We start from the raw sequence: 18915 nt of genomic DNA, 5'->3' as shown, positions 1-18915 counted from the left end.
CATATGAGCCAGTTTAAAACATTGATTCAAACTTCTAATCAGGTTCCATTATCTCCTGGCATGCGTCGAGTATTACGAACATTTAAGAAGTATGAATCCTATATTGAAAACACATTACATTATCCAACACTAACAAACGGCCCATTAGAAGGTATCAATAACAGTATCAAAGTATTAAAACGGATGGCTTTTGGTTATCGGAACTTTGCGCATTTCAGAGATCGAATATTATTGATGACGCGTTTATATCAACCTGAACAAAAAAAGACTGTCTAACTTGCATAAAGCAAGTTAGACAGTCAGATAAATTGTTTCATCAACCTTATTTGACGTAGAGCCGAAATTTAATTCTTGAGTGCTTATTTTTATATTGTCTTATGCGTGTTGTGAATTTTTGCCATCTCTTAGGTAGATTACTAAGAAGAAAAGCAGTGCTGCAACTAATAGTAAAACATTTCCAATATAGAAACCAATAATTTGTGAACCTGTAGTATCACCAATGAAACCAGTTAACCATGGTGCGACAACTGATGATGCCATACCGAAGAAGTTAAACAAGCCAAGTGCTTTAGCTGTTTTGTGTTCTGGTACAGAATCTGAAACATAAGTAATTAATACAGGGTCGATTGCTAGTTTACCAAATAGTCCGTAAAGGATTAATGCGATGTACAGAATCCATGGTGATGGAGAGTACACTGTCAATCCAATCATGACTGCAGCAATGATTAATAGGGTTAAGATATATTTCAAACAATCTTGCTGTCTTCTGTCTAGAATACGAGCGAAAATTAAAGCGCCCGGAATACCTGCGATAGCAACAAGTGCTGAAACATAACCAACGTCTGATTGTGCGAATCCTTTTTCTGCTACTAGGAATGAAGGTAACCAAGTTACAATCATGTAGTAACCGTAACAAACAGCGAAGTATACGAAGTAAATTGTTAGGTGTTTACTTGAGAATAATGACACACCATCATCTTCTTTAACAACATTTTTTGTATCTGTTGTTGTTTTTGCAGTTTGATCTTCCATAGCTGCAAGTTGCTTATCACTCTTGATGTTGATGTAAAATACAAATGTTACACCTAAGATGATAAGTGCAGTACCGTAAAGCATCCAGTTCCACTCAACGTTCAAGCCACCAACAAGCACCGATGAACCGATTAGACCGATCACCATACCGACAGCAGAACCAGAGTTGATTACCGCATTAGCAAAAGTTTTCTTTTCTTTAGGTACGTGCTTAGCAGACAAGCTATAAGCCGAACCGTAGTAAGAACCTGTTGCTAGACCTGCAATCAATGAACCGATATATACTTGCGGTAAAGTTGTTGAAGTACCAAGTACAACTGCACCAACCGCGAAACCAATAAATGCTGGAATTAAGACTGTTTTTTGACCGAACTTGTCGACCAAGGCACCTGCAGGAATCTGCATACCTGTATACGCAAAGAAGTAAACAGAAGCAATTAAACCGATTTCTGCATTCGATGCATTACCTAGTGCATCTTGGATTTGTGGGTAAATTGGAGTCAAGATTGTTCTATATATCCAAATTGCTACCCAACCAAAGACTAAGGCAACTATAATTTTCTTATAATTATTGGATGTGAACAAGTTTTAAGCATCTTGGATATGTTGGGAAATGAACAATGCCAACCTAATATTTAATGAATGAACAGGATCCATGACATTCACTCTTAACATTTCTTCACATTTATTTATACGATATTTAACAGTATTTCGGTGTACGAAAATTTCATTTGAAGTCTTCGTAATATCACACTGATTATCCATGTATATTTGCAGGGTCTTCTTAAGTTCCTTATCCTTGGTGTTTGTTGGAAAAGCGAGGTCCCCTAAAGTATTCACTACAAATGGCCTGACCTTATCTGGGCTGATCAGTTGTAACAGTTCCTCAAAATTTCTCGGACGATAAACTTCCAAGAACTCTTTGTCACCTCGATTATGACTAATATCATAGGTCTCTTCTGCCTCGATGAATGATGAATGGATTTGGGTGAAGTCAGACACTTCATTTCCTATACCAAACGATAAGGATTCCCTAAAGAACTTCTTATATTCTTTTTGAAGATGGCGACAGTATGCCTGGTAATATTCATGACGTTCTTGTAACAAGATCGCAAAGCGATTGGAGTCACCAAAACCGAATATACTGATATTTGGGTCGAGTGAGACGAGCGCGTTTTGTAGCCATTCAAAAGTGAGTTGATAACGTTCATTTACATATTCTGAGTTTTCTATTTCATCGGTTTTATCGATTCCGCAAATCATGACTTGGTAGTATGACGAATCGATTAAATGATAACGTTCAAAAAATTCTGGATGAGAATTTAAATTAATAGGCGTACCATCTGTTGAATTGATAATAGAGCTAAACAGTAAGTTCACATCCTCTTGTTCTGTCGCTCTAATTTTAGAATCCTTATAAATTGCAAACGACAAGGTATTGATCGCTTGTTCAATTGCCAAATGGCTAAACGGATAAGATATCTTATCCAAATTAGAAACGATTAAATAGTAAGGGAAATACGTGAAGGCAGGCACTTTAAATACTGCAGTTTTCGTATTGAAGTCATTGGTGAAGTCTTCTTGGTTATTCAAATAGACATCATTAAAATATCGTATGCTTTCTTTATATAATTTCTGGTCGTTTTTAAAATTATTACTCATTACATCTACCTTGTAAAAAGGGTTAATTAATATAATCGGCAATCTTAAAAACTGACTGAGTTGGTTGACCATACGCTCAACACTAAACTCCTTGATTAACATTGAGTTCATGCGTTGTTGTACTTCTAAGGCATAATACAATTTTTCAGTTTCATCTTGTGAAATATATGTCGCGATACTATGAGTAGCTTGACCGAGTTTCCAGTTGTTTGGAATTTCAATTAATGGGAAACCGAGATTATTTGCGTAGTCGATTACGCTCTTATCAATCTCATGAATGAAGCGTGATAATTTAATTCCCAGTGCAGCAACAGGTACATCGTTTAAATCTCTAATGAATTTAATCAGTCCATCTGGGTCATTCTTAAAAGTCATTGCTGTCGTTAAGAGGATTGTGTGCTCCGTAGTGTAATCTTTGACATCTGGAGTCTCTGTTATATCGACATTGGTGACGGTTCTCTCGAGATCCGCTTTATGATTAATTACTTTAAAATTACTAAAGCGCTCCAAAGATAAAATTTCCTTAATTGTTACCATCTATTAATCACCTGTATTTTAAAAATAGGTTTTTGTACAAAATGCACAAAAATAAATTATTAACATTATAATTTAGACAATTTATATTTCTCCACTTAATAGTACACTAATAACAAAATAAACGTAAATATATTTGACTAATAGTATGTTTTAGAGCGTGCAACATGGGTATTGCCTAAAGTATGCTATTATCTTGTTTTGCGTTATTATACACCTAGTGTAGGAGGACTTAAAAATGGCTTATGATTTAGTAATTAAGAATGGTTTGGTTATACTTCCTGGCGGTGAACAAGAAGTTGATATCGCTGTTACTGATGGAAAAATCGCTCAAATTGGTACTGATATTGAAATAGGTGACGCTCGCGTTGTTGATGCTAAAGGTTTAGTTGTTTCCCCAGGTATGATTGATGCACATGTTCACATTAGTGAACCAGGTGGAGGCATTCGTGACCACTGGGAAGGCTATGATACAGGTACGCGTGCAGCAGCAAAAGGTGGGGTAACATCATTTATCGAAATGCCTTTAAACCAGATTCCAGCTACAGTCGATCACGATTCAATTCAAGAAAAATTCAAAGCCGGTGACGATAAGTTATCAGTTGATGTATATAGTTATGGCGGTCTAGTACCTTTTAATTTAGACGGCGGCATTCAAGAATTGGATGAAGACGGTGTAGTTGCTTATAAGGCATTTGTTGCAACAGCTGGTGACCGTTCAATCGAAGGAGACTTTATGAATGTTGATGACTACTCTTTATATGAAGGTATGCGTCAGATTGCTAAGACAGGTAAAATTTTATCAATCCATGCTGAAAATGGTCCAATAACAGATAAACTTGGTCAATTAGCACAAGAACGTGGTGAAAAATCACTAGCAGCTTATGTGGATACAAGACCTGTATTTACTGAAGTTGAACCGATTCAAAAGATTATTTTATTTGCTAAAGAAACAGGTTGTCGTGTGCATATCGTACATGTTGCCAATGCTGAAGCAATTGATTTAATCAATGAAGCTGCAAATGAAGGTGTAGATATTACATGTGAAACATGTACGCATTACCTATACTTCTATAAAGAAGAACTTGATGACATCGGACCAGTGGTTAAATGTTCACCACCAATCCGTGAAAAATCACGTTTAGAAGGTATGTGGGAACGCGTCTTTGACGGTAAAGTGATGTTCGTTACGAGTGACCACTCTCCATGTACACCAGATCTTAAAGATACAGATGATGCCTTTAAAGCTTGGGGTGGAATTTCCGGTATCCAAAATAATGTCGATCTTTTATTTGATGAAGCTGTACAAAAACGTGGTATGTCATTGACGCAGTTTGCAGATATCATTGCATCAAATGTCGCAGACCGTTTTGAGCTCAAAGGAAAAGGACGTATTGAAGTCGGTTACGACGCAGATTTCGTATTAATTAAAGGTGATTCACCTTATACTGTAGAAAAAGAAGCATTAGAATATCGCAATAAGATCAGTCCTTATATTGGACGTGAAATTGGTGCGCAAGTTGCCGGTACTATTTTACGTGGTGAAGAAATTTATTCACTAGATCAAGGTGTAAGTAATCTTAAAATTGGACAATTCTATAAATAAATAAAAAGTCAGGGAGGTGCCTCCCTGACTTTTCTTATGTATGCTGGTCATTCATAAAAGTAACTGCTGTTTCATAGAGTTTGATATTGTTTTCATTGACTGTTTGATCAAAATTGTGAGTATTTGTATCGACCTCAACAAATTTTACAACTGGTGCATTTTTATTTAACTTTCGACTGAAGAAAACAGGTACATCAGGATCTCCCTTCCCATGGGCGACAAAGATAGGTGGCAATGCTTTTATATCCTCATTGGTTAATCGGTATTTATCGTTCTCTAAATCGATGCCAAGGGTTTTTGCCCATTCATCAATATGCCTATAGTAAAGATATAAAAGATATCTTGGATCTGGATTTTCTTTGACGGTCACATAGTCACGTATGTTTGGTGTGACAATATCTTCAGTCAGCATTGAAGCTAGGTGCTTTTGATCGTGTGGTAGGTAATTGAAGTCACTATGACTGAAATTAAAGTAACCGTAAAAATTGATGATGCCTTCAATATTAAAATCGCGTGCCATCATTAAGCTTAAGTAACCACCGGCAGAGCGTCCCATAATATATATTTTTTCGTGTTTCAAAGTTGTAGCGAAGTGATATATGTCTTGTAAATCGATGAAAATATCATCGATAGTAGATTCAGGTGCGAGACGATAGTCGGCACAAAGGACTTCGAAGCGTTTACGTAGTATTTCAATATACTCATTAGGGAGGTCTGTGCGTTCACCAAAAACTAAACCACCACCATGTAAGTAGATTAAAGTACCTAAAACATCTCGGCTATTCACAGCAGTACTTTTGTAATAATCGCCTAAAAGCGTATATGAGTCAGCAATCTTAATTGTTACAGTTTCCATAAGCATGTCTCCTTTACATTAATCATTATACAGACTAAGCAATTTTAGTGTATTTGTCTAAAGTGAATAATTTGAATAGACATGATTGTTGAAACTGTCAATGCTAGTTGATGGTACTAATTTTATAATTGTAATTGAAAAATAATGAGTGGAGTGGATTTATAATGGATATTCTTGAAACTTTTGAAAAACTGGACAAACAGTTTACAAGTTATGGCGGTTTAGACCCTCGTGGAATTACACGCCTACTTTATTCAGAAGAATGGCGCAAAGCAGTTGACGCTTTGAAAGAAATCTTTGAAGAAAACGGACTAGAAGTATCAAGTGATGCTGTAGGTAACGTTTCAGGGCGACTAATTGGTTCAGAAAAGCCTGAAGAAACAATTATGTCAGGATCACACATCGATACTGTTGTAGAAGGTGGACACCTTGATGGACAGTTCGGTATTTTAAGTGCATTAATTGCAACACTTTACTTGAAAGAAAAATATGGTCAACCAAAACGTACATTAGAAGTACTATCTATTGCAGAAGAAGAAGGTTCTCGCTTCCCATACACATTCTGGGGTGTTAAAAACTTCTTCAACCTTCAAAACAATGATGACGTAAAAGACATCACTGATGGTGAAGGTGTTAAATTCGTTGATGCAATGAGAGAATCTGGTTTTGACTTTAGAACAGATGATAAGGTTCGTGATGACATCAAGGCCTTTATCGAAGTGCACATTGAACAAGGTCAAATCCTTGAAAAAGAAGAGAAGAAAATCGGTGTTGTTACAGGTATCGTTGGTCAAAAACGTTACACTATCAACCTAAAAGGTGAAGCAAACCATGCGGGAACAACACCTATGGGTTACCGTAAAGATACGGTTGTAGCCTTTACTGAAATCGCACAAACACTTGTACAAAAAGCACAAGAGATTGGTGATCCACTTGTTGTAACATTCGGAAGTGTTAAACCAGTTCCTGGTGTTGTTAACGTTGTACCTGGTGAGGTTGAATTCTCAGTTGATACACGTCACATCGATGAAGCGGAATTAAACGATTTTGCGAAAACTGTTGAAGGCACAATCAACGAAGTTGCTGACAAGTACGGTATGACTGCGGACATCAACTTATGGATGGAACAATCTCCAGCCTTGATGGATGAAAGTATTGTCAACATGATTCAAGAATCTGCAGACAAAGTTGTCGGAGATTCATATAAAGTAATGCCATCTGGTGCAGGACATGATGCTCAAATATTCTCTAATTACATGCCAACAGGTATGGTGTTCGTACCATCAATCGGTGGGATTTCACACAACGTTGAAGAAGAAACAAAAATCGAAGATTTAGTTAACGGTATTGAAGTACTTGCTGAGACACTTTATAAATTAGCTTATTAATATAAATAGACTTAATTTAAGAGAAAGGGAGATATATAAATGGGTTACTTAAACCATCAACAAGGATATAGAGAAGGCTTATTAGAAACACGTTCAATCGTTAAGAAGGATGATTTTGCAGTATTAACTCCAGACGGACTCGTTAATAACGTTGTTCCTGGGTTTGAAGATTGCGATATGTCAATCTTAGGTTCACCAAGAATGGGTGCACGTTTTGTTGACTACCTAGTTACAGTTAAAAACAATGGTGGTAACAAACAAGGATTCGGCGGAGAAGGTATTCAAACTTTCTTATATGTTGTTTACGGAAATGTGACTGCAACTGCAGATGGACAATCTTATAATCTTTCACAGGGTGGATACATCTATGTGCCACCACACTTAGAACTTACATTTGAAAACAACAACAACGGTGAAGATAGCCGCCTCTTCCTTTACAAGAAACGCTATCAAGAAGCTAAAGGTGTAGGTAAACCTGAAGTTGTGACAGGTAATGTTAACGATATCGAACAAAAAGCTTACGAAGGTATGGATGAAGTACTTGTACAAGACCTTTTACCAGCAGATATTGCTTATGACATGAACTTCCACATCTTATCATTCAAACCAGGTGCGTCACATGGTTATGTTGAAACACACGTACAAGAACACGGTGCTTATATCTTAAGTGGTCGCGGCATGTACAACCTTGATAACAACTGGATGCCAGTTGATAAAGGTGATTATATCTTCATGGGTGCTTATGCATTACAAGCAACTTATGCAGTCGGCCTAGATGAGCCATTTGCTTACATCTATTCTAAAGATGCAAACAGAGACGTTGAACTATAAAACATTCATAAAGAGATAGGAGGTTATGGCATGTCAGAAGAATTAGTCATTTCTAATTCAGAAGAACTGCGTGAACTATTTAAAGCCAAATTTGTCCTTAATGGTATGCCTGAAACATTTGCAGATCGTGCTGCAGATGTTCTGGTTTGGGCAGATGCACGCGGTATTCATTCACACGGCTCAGTTCGTATGCAGTACTACTCAGAGCGCTGTGCAAAAGGTGGTTTTAACCTAGAGCCAGAGCTTAAATTTGAAAAAACTGGTACGTCAACTGGTGTTTACCACGGTGATAACTCTGTCGGTCATTACGTCGCTTTTGAAGCGATGGAAGAAGCAATCAAACTTGCTAAGGAATCTGGTATTGGTGCAGTTGGTGTAAGTGAAATGAGTCACTCTGGTGCGATTGGTTACTTCGTACAACATGCTGCAGAACAAGGCATGGTTGCTCTATCAATGTGTCAATCAGATCCAATGGTTGTACCATTTGGTGGCTCGGATCCTTACTTTGGTACAAACCCAATTGCTTTCGCTGCACCAAGAAAAGATGGACAGTCTCCAATCGTTTTCGACATGGCGACAACCGTTCAAGCTTGGGGTAAAATCCTCGATGCAAGAAGTAAGAATAAGGATATTCCAGATACTTGGGCAGTCGATAAAGACGGTAACCCAACGACGGACCCTTACGCAGTAAACGCACTCTTACCAGTTGCTGGACCTAAAGGTTACGGCTTGATGATGATGGTTGATATCTTATCAGGTAGTCTGATGGGATTAAATCACGGTAAACATGTAACAAGTATGTACAAAGACTTAAGTGAATATCGTCGTCTAGGACAGTTCCATTTAGTCATCAACCCTGATTTCTTCTCAACTAGAGAAGCAATGGAAGAGAAGATGGAAACGATGATTGAAGAGTTACATGCTAACAAACCTGCAACAGGTTTCGATCAAGTGTACTACCCAGGTGAGTTAATGGAAGTTACAAAGGCTGAGTACGAAAAATCAGGTATTCCAATTCCTAAAGACATCATGGAATTCTTAAAATCAAATACACCATACTAAAAGGTGGGATGTAAGAAATGCGTGTTTCAAAAGATGAACTATTTCAACTCATGAAAACTAAATTAGCTAAAGCTGGTCTTACAGAAGAGGCTGCGGATGCTGTCAGCGATGTACTTACTTTCGCTGACCACCGCGGTATCCACTCTCACGGTGCGGTACGTGTAGAATACTACGCTGAACGTATCGCTAAGGGCGGCATAACTAATAACCCAGAATTTAAATTTGAAAAAACAGGACCATCAACTGCATTACTTGACGGAGATAATGGTGTCGGTCACCAAGTTGCTAAACTTGGCATGGACAAAGCCATTGAAATGGCTAAAGAGAATGGTGTAGCTGTCGTTGGAGTGACTAACATTTCACACTCAGGTGCACTCGGCTATTTCGTTGAAAAAGCAGCAGAACAAGATATGGTTGCTTTATCAATGTGTCAGTCGGATCCTATGGTTGTACCATTTGGCGGTACTGAACCTTACTTTGGTACAAATCCAATCGCTTTTGCAGCACCGACAAATGATGAACGAATCATCACTTTTGATATGGCGACTACTGTACAGGCATGGGGTAAAGTTTTAGATGCCCGTTCTAAAGGGCAGGATATTCCAGATACTTGGGCAGTAAATGCTAAAGGTGAACCAACAACAAACTCTCGTGATGTTCATGCATTAGTTCCAGTTGCTGGACCTAAAGGTTATGGGCTGATGATGATGGTCGATATTCTTTCTGGTTCCTTACTTGGTTTACCGCACGGTGTGCATGTCTCAAGTATGTACAAGGACTTGACTGCTGGTCGTCAATTAGGGCAGCTACATGTTGTCATTAATCCGGCGTACTTCACAGATGTGACAGCTTTCAAAAAACAATTATCTACAATGCTAGATGAACTAAAAGAGCAGTCACCTGCACCAGGATTCTCTGAAGTTAACTTCCCAGGAGAACGCGGAAAACAACGTGCCGAAAAATATGATGAAGATGGCATTGAAATTGTTGATGATATATATGATTATCTCGTGAGTGACAACATTCACTTTGATCGTTATCACGGTAAAAATAGATTTGCAGAATAAATATTAATGGAGGTTTATGATGTTATATACAATTATTAAGGGAAACACTTATCAAGATTCCATCGTGCTTATGCTTTTAAGTCAAAAACTTAGTGCTATGGAAGGTGTCAACAAAGCATCAGTAATGATGGGGACACCTGCTAACAAAGACATTTTCAAAGGATCTGGTTTAGGTACACCTGAATTAGAAGATGCAAGTGCAAATGACATTGTTATTGTTATCGATACTGACGATGAGTCTAAAGTTGATGAAGTTGACCAAGAAGTTGAAACTGAACTTGCTGGTGGTAGCGGTTCTGACGACAGTCAAAAATCTTCAGAAGCTCATAACTGGAAACGTGCTTTAGAACTTGCAAACAATCCTAACCTTGCATTAATTTCCATCCCTGGTACATACGCTGCGATGGAAGCAGAAAATGCTTTACGTAACGGTCTTCACGTATTCATGTTCTCAGATAACGTACCTAAAGAAGACGAAGTTCGTCTTAAAGAACTCGCTCATGAAAAAGGTCTTTTTGTAATGGGTCCTGACTGTGGTACTGGTATTATCCATAGCGTGCCATTAGCATTTACAAACACTGTTGCACAAGGTGACATTGGTGTTGTTGGTGCATCTGGTACAGGTATCCAAGAAGTAACAACAATCGTTGACCGTATGGGCAAAGGTGTTACAAATGCGATCGGTACTGGTGGACGTGACCTTTCAACAGAAGTTGGTGCGATTACTATGCTAGATAGCATTAAAGCACTTAACCAAGACCCTAAAGTTAAGGTCATTACTGTAATTTCTAAGCCACCAGCTAAAGAAGTACAAGAAAAAGTTGAGAGCGTATTACGTTCAATCGACAAACCAGTTGTTGCTCTATTCTTAGGTGCGAAACCAGAATATCAAGAGGATGCAATTTATCATGCTTATACACTTGAAGAAGCGGCAGTTGCGTCTGTACAACTTTCAAATGGTGAAACAGTTGACTTCAAACCATCTATAATTGAAGGCTTATCTGTAGACTTTGATGCGAACCAAAAAGGAATCAAAGCATACTACTCAGGTGGTACGCTAGCAAGTGAAGCGGCAATGATGATTAGACATTCACTTGGTGAAGAAGAAGTTAAAGATGAAGGATTCACTTATAAATCTACTTCACACGAGGTGATTGACCTAGGTGATGATATGTACACTCAAGGTAAACCTCACCCAATGATCGACCCTGAAAAACGTATTGAAAAATTAGAAACATCTGCTGACAGTGAAGATACAGCTGTTATTATGTTAGACAACGTTATTGGTTATGGTTCTCATGCTGACATGGCTTCTGAACTTGCTCCGACTATTAAACGTATCACTGACAAAGCTAAATCAGAAGAGCGTTCACTTGTAGTACTTGCAACTGTTGTAGGTACTGACAAAGATGCTCAAGGTTACGATAAACAACGTCAAATCTTAGAAGAAGCTGGTGCAGTTCTTTGTGATACTAACGACCAAATGGTTCGTACTGCTATTGAACTTGTTGGTGGTAAAGTTGAACAGCCAATACTTGAAACTAAGAACTTTGACAAAGGTTCAGAAGACTTATCAGTAGATGAAAAAATGATGAGCCTAATTTCAAACAACCCAAGCGTAATCAACATCGGTCTGAAAAGCTTTACAGAAGCTGTTGAAAACAGTGGAGCAGAAGTTGTTCAATTCAACTGGCGCCCAGTTGCTGGTGGAGATGAGAAGCTTATGAAAGTACTTCAATTCTTAAACAATTATGAAGGAGAGAATGTATAATGGCTTACCAAAGTATCGAAGAAGCAAATAAAGCAGTCGTTCAAAAAATGATTGGTGCAGCACCTTTCTTAACTGATGTTGTGCCTGCACACACGGTAATCCCAGAATTAAAAGAACACGTTCTTTTACACGCTGGACCACCAATCAAGTATGAAAACATGACTGATCCTATGCAAGGTTCTTGTGTCGGTGCAATCCTTTTTGAAGGATGGGCAAAAGACGAAGCAGGTGCACGTGAATTATTAGAAAATGACAAAATCACTTTCATTCCGTGTCACCATGTAAACGCTGTTGGTCCAATGGGTGGTATCACTTCAATGAACATGCCACTTGTAGTCGTTGTAAACAAAGAACACGGTAACGAAGCATACTGCACAATGAACGAAGGTATCGGTGCGGTACTACGCTTCGGTGCGTTCAACGACCAAGTTATCAGCCGTTTACACTGGATGAAAGATGTCCTAGCTCCAGTTTTATCTAAAGCACTTAAAACTATGGACGAAGGACTTAACGTTAACGTTCTAGTTTCTAAAGCAATTGCAATGGGTGACGAATTCCACCAAAGAAACATTGCAGCTTCATTAGCATTCTTAAAAGAAGTTGCACCAGCAATCACATCATTAGAAGATGTATCTCTAGAAGACAGAGAAGCAGTTATGCAGTTCTTAGCTGATACTGATCAATTCTTCTTAAACATTGCGATGGCTACGGGTAAAGCAATGACAGATGCTGCACGTACAATCGAACACGGAACAATCGTTACAGCAATGTGCCGTAACGGTGAAAACTTCGGTATCCGTATCGCTGGTATGGGTGACGAGTGGTTCACTGCGCCAGTAAACACACCACAAGGTCTATACTTCACTGGTTACTCAGCTGAAGATGCAAACACAGATATCGGTGACTCAGCAATTACTGAAACAATCGGTGTTGGTGGTATGTCAATGATCGCTGCTCCAGCAGTTACACGTTTCGTCGGTTCAGGTGGTTTCAATGACGCACTTGAAACTTCAAACAACATGGCTGAGATCACTCAACAAGAAAACCCTAACTTCATCATTCCTACTTGGGACTTCAAAGGTGCACCAACCGGAATCGATGCACGTAAAGTTGTTGAAAGTGGAATCCTTCCTGTAATCAACACAGGTATTGCACACAAAGTTGCTGGTTTTGGACAAATTGGTGCGGGTACAGTAAACCCTCCAATCGAATGTTTCGAAAAAGCAATCACAGCTTATGCCAAGAAATTAGGTTTTGAAGCTTAATGATATACCAAGCAAGTGCGGTCGGATCGATCGCACTTGACTTATTAAATCAGAACAATCACATGCGTGTGCATAGTATTTTCAACAATGGTTTTAATATTGTTAATGAATCTAACGACTTAATCTTCGTTGGAACGACTAAAAATGGATATTTTCCATTCGGTGTCACAATCGATAAAAACACCATGCATTATGCTAAGGAATTTTTGTCTGTTGGTCATATAGTCAAGGTGAGCCAACGTGGTATTGACCATAAAGATTTTATGATTATGTTGAATCAGACTGACTTAGTTAAATATGACAAGGTTGAAGCCGGAGACACTACTGCTATAAAAAAAGTAGTGATCGACTTTGATTTTGAAAAATTTAATGATAGTGATTTTTATCCTGAAAAAATGAGTGAGATATTAGACGCATTGGCTGATGAAAACTCAAGCTTCCCCCTTAAATACTTAGTGGGAAGAGGATCTGGATTAACACCATCTGGTGATGATATGATTACAGGTATTTTATACGTGGATGCACTTGATCCCTTTATCAGTGAAGTGCATAAAAATTCCTTAGCTTCATATCTATCGGAGACGGTGACGACTATAGTCAGTGAAAATTTTATTAAGCTCGCTCTAAAAGGTATATTTTCTTCGAAGATTACCGCACTTGGTGAGAACCCAAGTAAGGAAGCCGTTGAGGCGTTAGTGGCTTTAGGATCTTCTTCTGGCCATGACACACTCTACGGAATCTATATGACATTAAATAGGAGATGAAATAATGGGTAAAAAAGTAGTTTTAGCTTTAGGTGGTAACGCCATCTTACAACCAAAACAAGAAGCAACATTTGAAAACCAATACCAAAACGTAATTAATGCGGCAAACCGTATGGTTGAAATTTCAGAAGCAGGTCACAAAATCGTAGTCACTCACGGTAACGGACCACAAGTCGGAAACATCATCGCTCAAAACGAAGCGGCAAAAGAAGAAATTCCTGCAATGCCAATCTTCGTTAACAACGCTGAATCTCAAGGTATGATCGGTTATATGATGGAATCAGCATTGAAAAACCGTTTAATCCAAGGTGGAGACAATACAAACGTTGTGACTCTACTGACTATGGTAGAAGTAGACAAAGATGATCCAGCATTTGAAAACCCAACAAAACCAGTAGGTGTATTCTTCGACGAAGAAGAAGCTAAACGCTTAACAGAAGAAAAAGGTTACCAAATGGCAGAAGATGCTGGACGCGGATTCCGTCGTGTTGTACCTTCACCAGAACCTAAAGTCATCCATGGTGTGGACGAAATTAAATCTCTTATTGAAACATCAATCGTCGTATCATCAGGCGGTGGCGGTATTCCAATCTACCGTGACGAAAAAGGTCAAATCAACGGTGTTGAAGCCGTAATCGATAAAGACCGTTCTGGTTTAAAACTTTCAGAACAAACTGATGCTGACGTATTCATGATGCTTACAGACGTACCAAACGTCTACATCAACTTCGGCAAAGAAAACGAACAAAAACTAGTAGAAATCACAGTTGCAGAAGCAGAACAATACGTTGCAGAAGGACAATTCCCTGCCGGTTCAATGCTTCCTAAAATTGAAGCAGCTATTGCCTTCGCTAAACACGAAGGTAAAGAAGGTATCATCTGCTCACTAGATGAAGCTGTCCTTGCCCTAGAAGGTAAAGCAGGTACAAGAATTAAACTATAATATTATTAGTTGATTGCCAACGACCGCTTGGTCGTTGGCTTTTTTGTGTAGGTATATGGCTGGTGTTGAGGTGGTGGCTTAATGTATGGCTGTAGCTCCGCTTCGAAATAAAAACGAAGCGGAGCATCGTTCACCCCCCAAAAAACACAACAAAAAACCGACCCTCCTCGGGTCGGCACCAAGCCAGAAAATCATTAGAGTAGTTTTTTCTTAGTGTTCTTGTTGATAAGCCAGCGAATCAACAGGGCAAGCGAAATGGCGAGCCCGATGTAGCCGAGTATTGGGTAAACGATGTTGACGAGCTCGACGAAACCGACTTTAGAAATTAAGAAGGCTCCAATGAGTGACACAACTAGGAGCATTTTGTACTTGCCTGAGTAGGGCTCGGTGAATCTTGAAAGGAACGGGTACATTAAACCTACGACTGAATTAAATATCAACAGTATGATTATGATGGAGTATACTGTTCCTAACCAGGGTGCCATATTTTCTGCCATTAACATTGCTGGTAATGGGACTTCATTGGCATCTGGCATAATGGAGAGTACACCAACATTAACGAGTACCATTAATAAGAGGGTGATCAGACCGCCATAGATTGCCCCACGTCTTGCGATAGCGTGTTTGGCAGCACCAGCGCCCATAATCGATAAAAAGCTAAACGCGACTGCGAAAGCTAATCCAGCGTATGTGATTGAATCGAACCACCAAAATTTTGACGGTGCACGTGTTGGATCAACATAATTATTAACTTCAGAATAAGGTACTGTTGGATTTAAAATATTATAGGTTGTAATAATAACGACAGCGATGATCAATAGGGGCGTAATACCTCCGATTATATTGACGATCTTGTCGAAATTAAGAAGTAAGGTTCCTGCAGTTATGACGATCAATATTAAGACTCCGATATCAGGTGAGATACCAAATGCTTGATTAAAGGTAGCACCACTACCGGCAATCATTACGACTGCAATTCCATATAAAAAGAAGACTAAAGTGTAGTCGATAATTAATCCGAATCGCCTACCGAATAAAGCTTTAACTGGCCCTTCATGTGACTCTGCATCGAGTCTATAGCCAAGTTTTGCAGCCTGACGGCTGACAAACATTAATATAAATGCAGCCATGATGATACTGACAATACTGATCAATCCATGGCTGGCGAAGAATTGCAGGACTTCTTGTCCTGTTGAAAATCCGGCACCGACAACGATACCGGCATAGGCGAATCCAATTCGCCATGACGCTCTGTTCTTTCCGTTTGACATTCTCACAACTCCTATTATCTTGTTTACATAACTTATATAAACAACTAAGCGACTAATAAACATAGTATAGTTGTAAAAATACATATATATATAAATATCACTCTATAGTTTACGAATATACAAACTATAGAGTGATTTATTTTAGTCTTCATCTGAGATTTTTTCAGCTAAATGATAAGCTTTACGTTTTAAGAAGATCCATCTTACAGTTAACATAATTCCAATGGTCAATCCAACGTAACCAAACAATGGATAGATGATATTAACAAGTTCTACGAATCCCACATATGTCGCTAGATAACCAATTACTAACGATGATATCAAGAGTATCTTATATTTCCCAGATTGTGGTTTAGTAAATCGACTTAAGAATGGATATAAGAAACCGACTACTGAGTTAAAGATTAGTAAGATAATAATAATAGAATATGCTGTACCGATCCACGGTGATAGATTATTCGCCATCTGCATTGTCGGTAAGGAAACATCATATGCTGCTGGCATAATAGATAATATACCAAAATTAATCAAGAGCATAATGAAAGTGATTAAGAGTCCACCGTATATTGCGCCGCGTCTTACGATGGATTGACGTGCACTTTCTGAACCCATTATGGATAAAAAACTGAAGGCTGTCGCTAGTGTAAAGCCTGAATAAGTTATTGCATCAAACCACCAGCTACGTGTTGGTGTGTGGCTAGTATCATTATATTGATTCACTTCAGAAAAAGGCACCATAGGGTTAAATATATTGTAGATTGCAATAATAAATAAAGCGATGACTAATACAGGAGTAATAGAACCGATAATTGAGATAATCTTATCGAAATCCATTAGTAAGGTGACGAAGGCAACAATAATTAAGAAAATCGCACCCACTTGCGGGTTGAGGCCAAAACCTTCATTGAAAGTTGCACCACTACCTGCAATCATTACAACGGCTAAACCATAGAGAAAGAATGCAAGGATGATGTCTACGACCTTACCAAGTTTGACACCAAATAAGGTGTTAAGCGGTAGGACGTGTGATTCAGCATTTGTAGAATAACCAAGTTTTGCTGCTTGGCGTCCAATAAACATTACAATGAGTCCTGTTAGTATGACGCCGATAATACTAATTAAGCCATAGCTTGAAAAAAACTGAAGTACTTCTTGGCCAGTTGCAAAACCAGCACCAACAACGATACCAGTATAGGCAAAAGCATACTTCCAAGACGCTCTTCTTAATCCGTTTGACATGATTCCAACTCCAATATAATTTAAAATGTTACTATATTATTACACATATATTATAACAAAATTCAATTATCCGTAGCTGAATTTTACAAAAATAAAATCATTTTATAGTATACTTGTCTACTATAGAAATATTAGGAGGTTTCCTATGTATAAAGGCTTGAACTTTAGCAATGACTACAAAACATTACCACGTACCTTTTGGGCACCTTATGAACCTGAAGAATGTGAAGCGCCTAAAATGATCTTATTTAATAAACACCTTGCCAAGCTATTAAAGCTTGAGGATGAGGCTTTAAGTGATGATGCAGAATTTTTCTCTGGCAACCATCTACCTGATGAAACAACACCGATTGCTCAAAGTTACATGGGCCACCAATTTGGTGTACTGAATATGTTGGGTGACGGCAGAAACGTCCTCTTAGGTGAGCATAATACACCTGAAGATGAAAAAATGGATATTGTTCTAAAGGGATCTGGGGCGACCAAGTTCTCTAGGAATGGGGACGGACGTGCACCCGTCGATTCAATGCTAAGAGAATATATCATCAGTGAATACATGGCGAATGTTGGTGTTTCAACAACGCGTGCACTTGCCGTCGTTGAAACAGGAGAATATTTACAACGTCAGTCCATCGTTAAAAGCGGAATTTTGACTCGGGTCGCAGAATCTCATTTAAGGGTCGGAACTTTTGAGTTTGCATACCATCAGTCTAGAGATAAGTTGACGACTTTAATTGATTTTGCCATTGATCGTCATTACCCATATTTAAAAGATATTGAAGCACCTAAACGCTACGTGTTGTTCTATGATCATGTCATAAGAAAACAAGCGGAACTCGTAGCAGAATGGCAAGCGCTCGGCTTTATTCATGGTGTGATGAACACTGACAATATGTCGATAGCAGGTGAGACTTTAGATTACGGTCCCTGTGCCTTTTTAGACACTTATGATCCAGATACCTATTTCTCATCTATTGATACAAACGGTCGCTATCGTTATAAAAACCAACCTTCAATTGCTCAGTGGAATTTAAGTAAGCTCGGGGAATCTTTAATTCCGGTATTAGCAGATGAACAAGAAGAAGCGGTTAAGCTTGCACAAAATGCCTTAAATCATTTCCCACAGTACTACAATAGAAAGTATATTTCTTTAATGGGTGAGAAGTTAGGGATTTTGGATATGAACCATGAGGATGTTTATGATCAGAGTCTAATCAATGATTTTCTAGAGCTTATGTTTAAACATAAGGCAGATTATACTCGAACGTTTCGTGATTTTTATCTTACAAATTATCATCTTTTACCTATGTTTGATGATAGTGACTTTATTTTATGGTTTGAAAAATATCAGGCTAGAAAGAAAAGTCAAACTGCTAAGCAAGATGAGATCGAGCTAGTAATGAATAAAAGAAACCCGAGTATGGTACCTAGAAATCACATCGTTCAAGAAGCATTAGATCAAGCAATAGAAGGACATTACGGTGAGGTTAAGCAATTGCTTAAGGCAGTGTCTAAACCTTATAATGATAAAATCGGGGGCAAATATACAGATGCACCTGGTGATGATGATATCGATCCGAACTTTAAAACATATTGCGGGACATGATTAAATAAAGAATGAGGA

Annotated in this window: 16 protein-coding genes; 11 read left to right on the top strand and 5 right to left on the bottom strand. The window is 38.4% G+C overall.

Translation table 11 applies throughout. The annotated features are described in order from the left end of the window. Positions 1-276 (top strand): transposase (locus H624_RS0104510; protein ID WP_211220887.1); only part of this gene is annotated, 276 nt, incomplete at its 5' end. 99 nt (positions 277-375) lie between these two features. Here H624_RS0104510 and H624_RS0104505 read toward each other — a convergent pair. Further along, positions 376-1617 (bottom strand): MFS transporter, encoded by a 1242-nt coding sequence (locus tag H624_RS0104505; protein WP_026866550.1) that lies wholly within the window; start codon positions 1615-1617, stop codon positions 376-378. A gap of 3 nt (positions 1618-1620) precedes the next feature. Next, complete coding sequence (locus tag H624_RS0104500) at positions 1621-3231, bottom strand: PucR family transcriptional regulator (protein ID WP_026866549.1); 1611 nt, start codon at positions 3229-3231, stop codon at positions 1621-1623. A 235-nt stretch (positions 3232-3466) separates the two neighbouring features. Here H624_RS0104500 and allB point away from each other — a divergent pair, with 235 nt between their 5' ends. Further along, on the top strand, positions 3467-4834 hold the full coding sequence (gene allB, locus H624_RS0104495) for an allantoinase AllB (protein WP_026866548.1): 1368 nt from the start codon (positions 3467-3469) through the stop codon (positions 4832-4834). A gap of 34 nt (positions 4835-4868) precedes the next feature. Here the strand turns inward: allB and H624_RS0104490 are convergent, their stop codons facing one another. Next, positions 4869-5690 (bottom strand): alpha/beta hydrolase, encoded by an 822-nt coding sequence (locus H624_RS0104490; protein ID WP_026866547.1) that lies wholly within the window; start codon positions 5688-5690, stop codon positions 4869-4871. 164 nt (positions 5691-5854) lie between these two features. Between H624_RS0104490 and allC the strand changes: the two genes are divergently transcribed. The 8 genes from allC to arcC are packed head-to-tail and all read left to right on the top strand — an operon-like array spanning position 5855 to position 14781. Next, a complete protein-coding gene (gene allC, locus H624_RS0104485; protein ID WP_026866546.1) occupies positions 5855-7078 on the top strand; it encodes an allantoate deiminase in 1224 nt (407 codons plus the stop codon). 39 nt (positions 7079-7117) lie between these two features. Beyond that, positions 7118-7909 (top strand): (S)-ureidoglycine aminohydrolase, encoded by a 792-nt coding sequence (allE, locus tag H624_RS0104480; RefSeq protein ID WP_026866545.1) that lies wholly within the window; start codon positions 7118-7120, stop codon positions 7907-7909. A 30-nt stretch (positions 7910-7939) separates the two neighbouring features. After that, a complete protein-coding gene (gene allD, locus H624_RS0104475) occupies positions 7940-8971 on the top strand; it encodes an ureidoglycolate dehydrogenase (protein ID WP_026866544.1) in 1032 nt (343 codons plus the stop codon). A 17-nt stretch (positions 8972-8988) separates the two neighbouring features. Beyond that, complete coding sequence (gene allD / locus H624_RS0104470; RefSeq protein WP_026866543.1) at positions 8989-10038, top strand: ureidoglycolate dehydrogenase; 1050 nt, start codon at positions 8989-8991, stop codon at positions 10036-10038. A 19-nt stretch (positions 10039-10057) separates the two neighbouring features. Continuing rightward, the gene (fdrA, locus tag H624_RS0104465; RefSeq protein WP_026866542.1) at positions 10058-11809 is read left to right on the top strand and encodes an acyl-CoA synthetase FdrA; all 1752 of its coding nucleotides are present in this window, start codon (positions 10058-10060) and stop codon (positions 11807-11809) included. Next, positions 11809-13074 carry a YlbE family protein gene (locus H624_RS0104460; protein WP_026866541.1) on the top strand — a complete coding sequence of 422 codons (1266 nt, stop codon included), beginning with the start codon at positions 11809-11811 and terminating at the stop codon, positions 13072-13074. Before fdrA ends, H624_RS0104460 begins: the two co-directional genes overlap by 1 nt. Next, positions 13074-13838: an oxamate carbamoyltransferase subunit AllH family protein gene (locus H624_RS0104455; RefSeq protein WP_026866540.1), complete on the top strand. Its 765-nt coding sequence runs from the start codon at positions 13074-13076 to the stop codon at positions 13836-13838. The genes H624_RS0104460 and H624_RS0104455 overlap by 1 nt, the downstream gene beginning before the upstream one ends. A 4-nt stretch (positions 13839-13842) precedes the next feature. Next, a complete protein-coding gene (arcC, locus tag H624_RS0104450) occupies positions 13843-14781 on the top strand; it encodes a carbamate kinase (RefSeq protein WP_026866539.1) in 939 nt (312 codons plus the stop codon). A gap of 194 nt (positions 14782-14975) precedes the next feature. On the opposite strand, the gene H624_RS0104440 is transcribed toward arcC, so the two are convergent. Both H624_RS0104440 and H624_RS11590 read right to left on the bottom strand, forming a co-directional pair. Then, complete coding sequence (locus H624_RS0104440; protein WP_026866538.1) at positions 14976-16052, bottom strand: YkvI family membrane protein; 1077 nt, start codon at positions 16050-16052, stop codon at positions 14976-14978. A gap of 141 nt (positions 16053-16193) precedes the next feature. Continuing rightward, complete coding sequence (locus H624_RS11590; protein ID WP_035856056.1) at positions 16194-17291, bottom strand: YkvI family membrane protein; 1098 nt, start codon at positions 17289-17291, stop codon at positions 16194-16196. 145 nt (positions 17292-17436) lie between these two features. Between H624_RS11590 and H624_RS0104430 the strand changes: the two genes are divergently transcribed. Beyond that, entirely contained in the window at positions 17437-18897 is a 1461-nt protein-coding gene (locus H624_RS0104430; protein ID WP_026866537.1) for a protein adenylyltransferase SelO, read from the top strand. The last annotated feature ends 18 nt before the right edge of the window (positions 18898-18915 follow it).

It is taken from the genome of Jeotgalicoccus marinus DSM 19772 (genome assembly GCF_000425825.1).
GTDB lineage: Bacteria > Bacillota > Bacilli > Staphylococcales > Salinicoccaceae > Jeotgalicoccus > Jeotgalicoccus marinus.
This window is presented reverse-complemented; position numbering and strand designations above follow the sequence as displayed.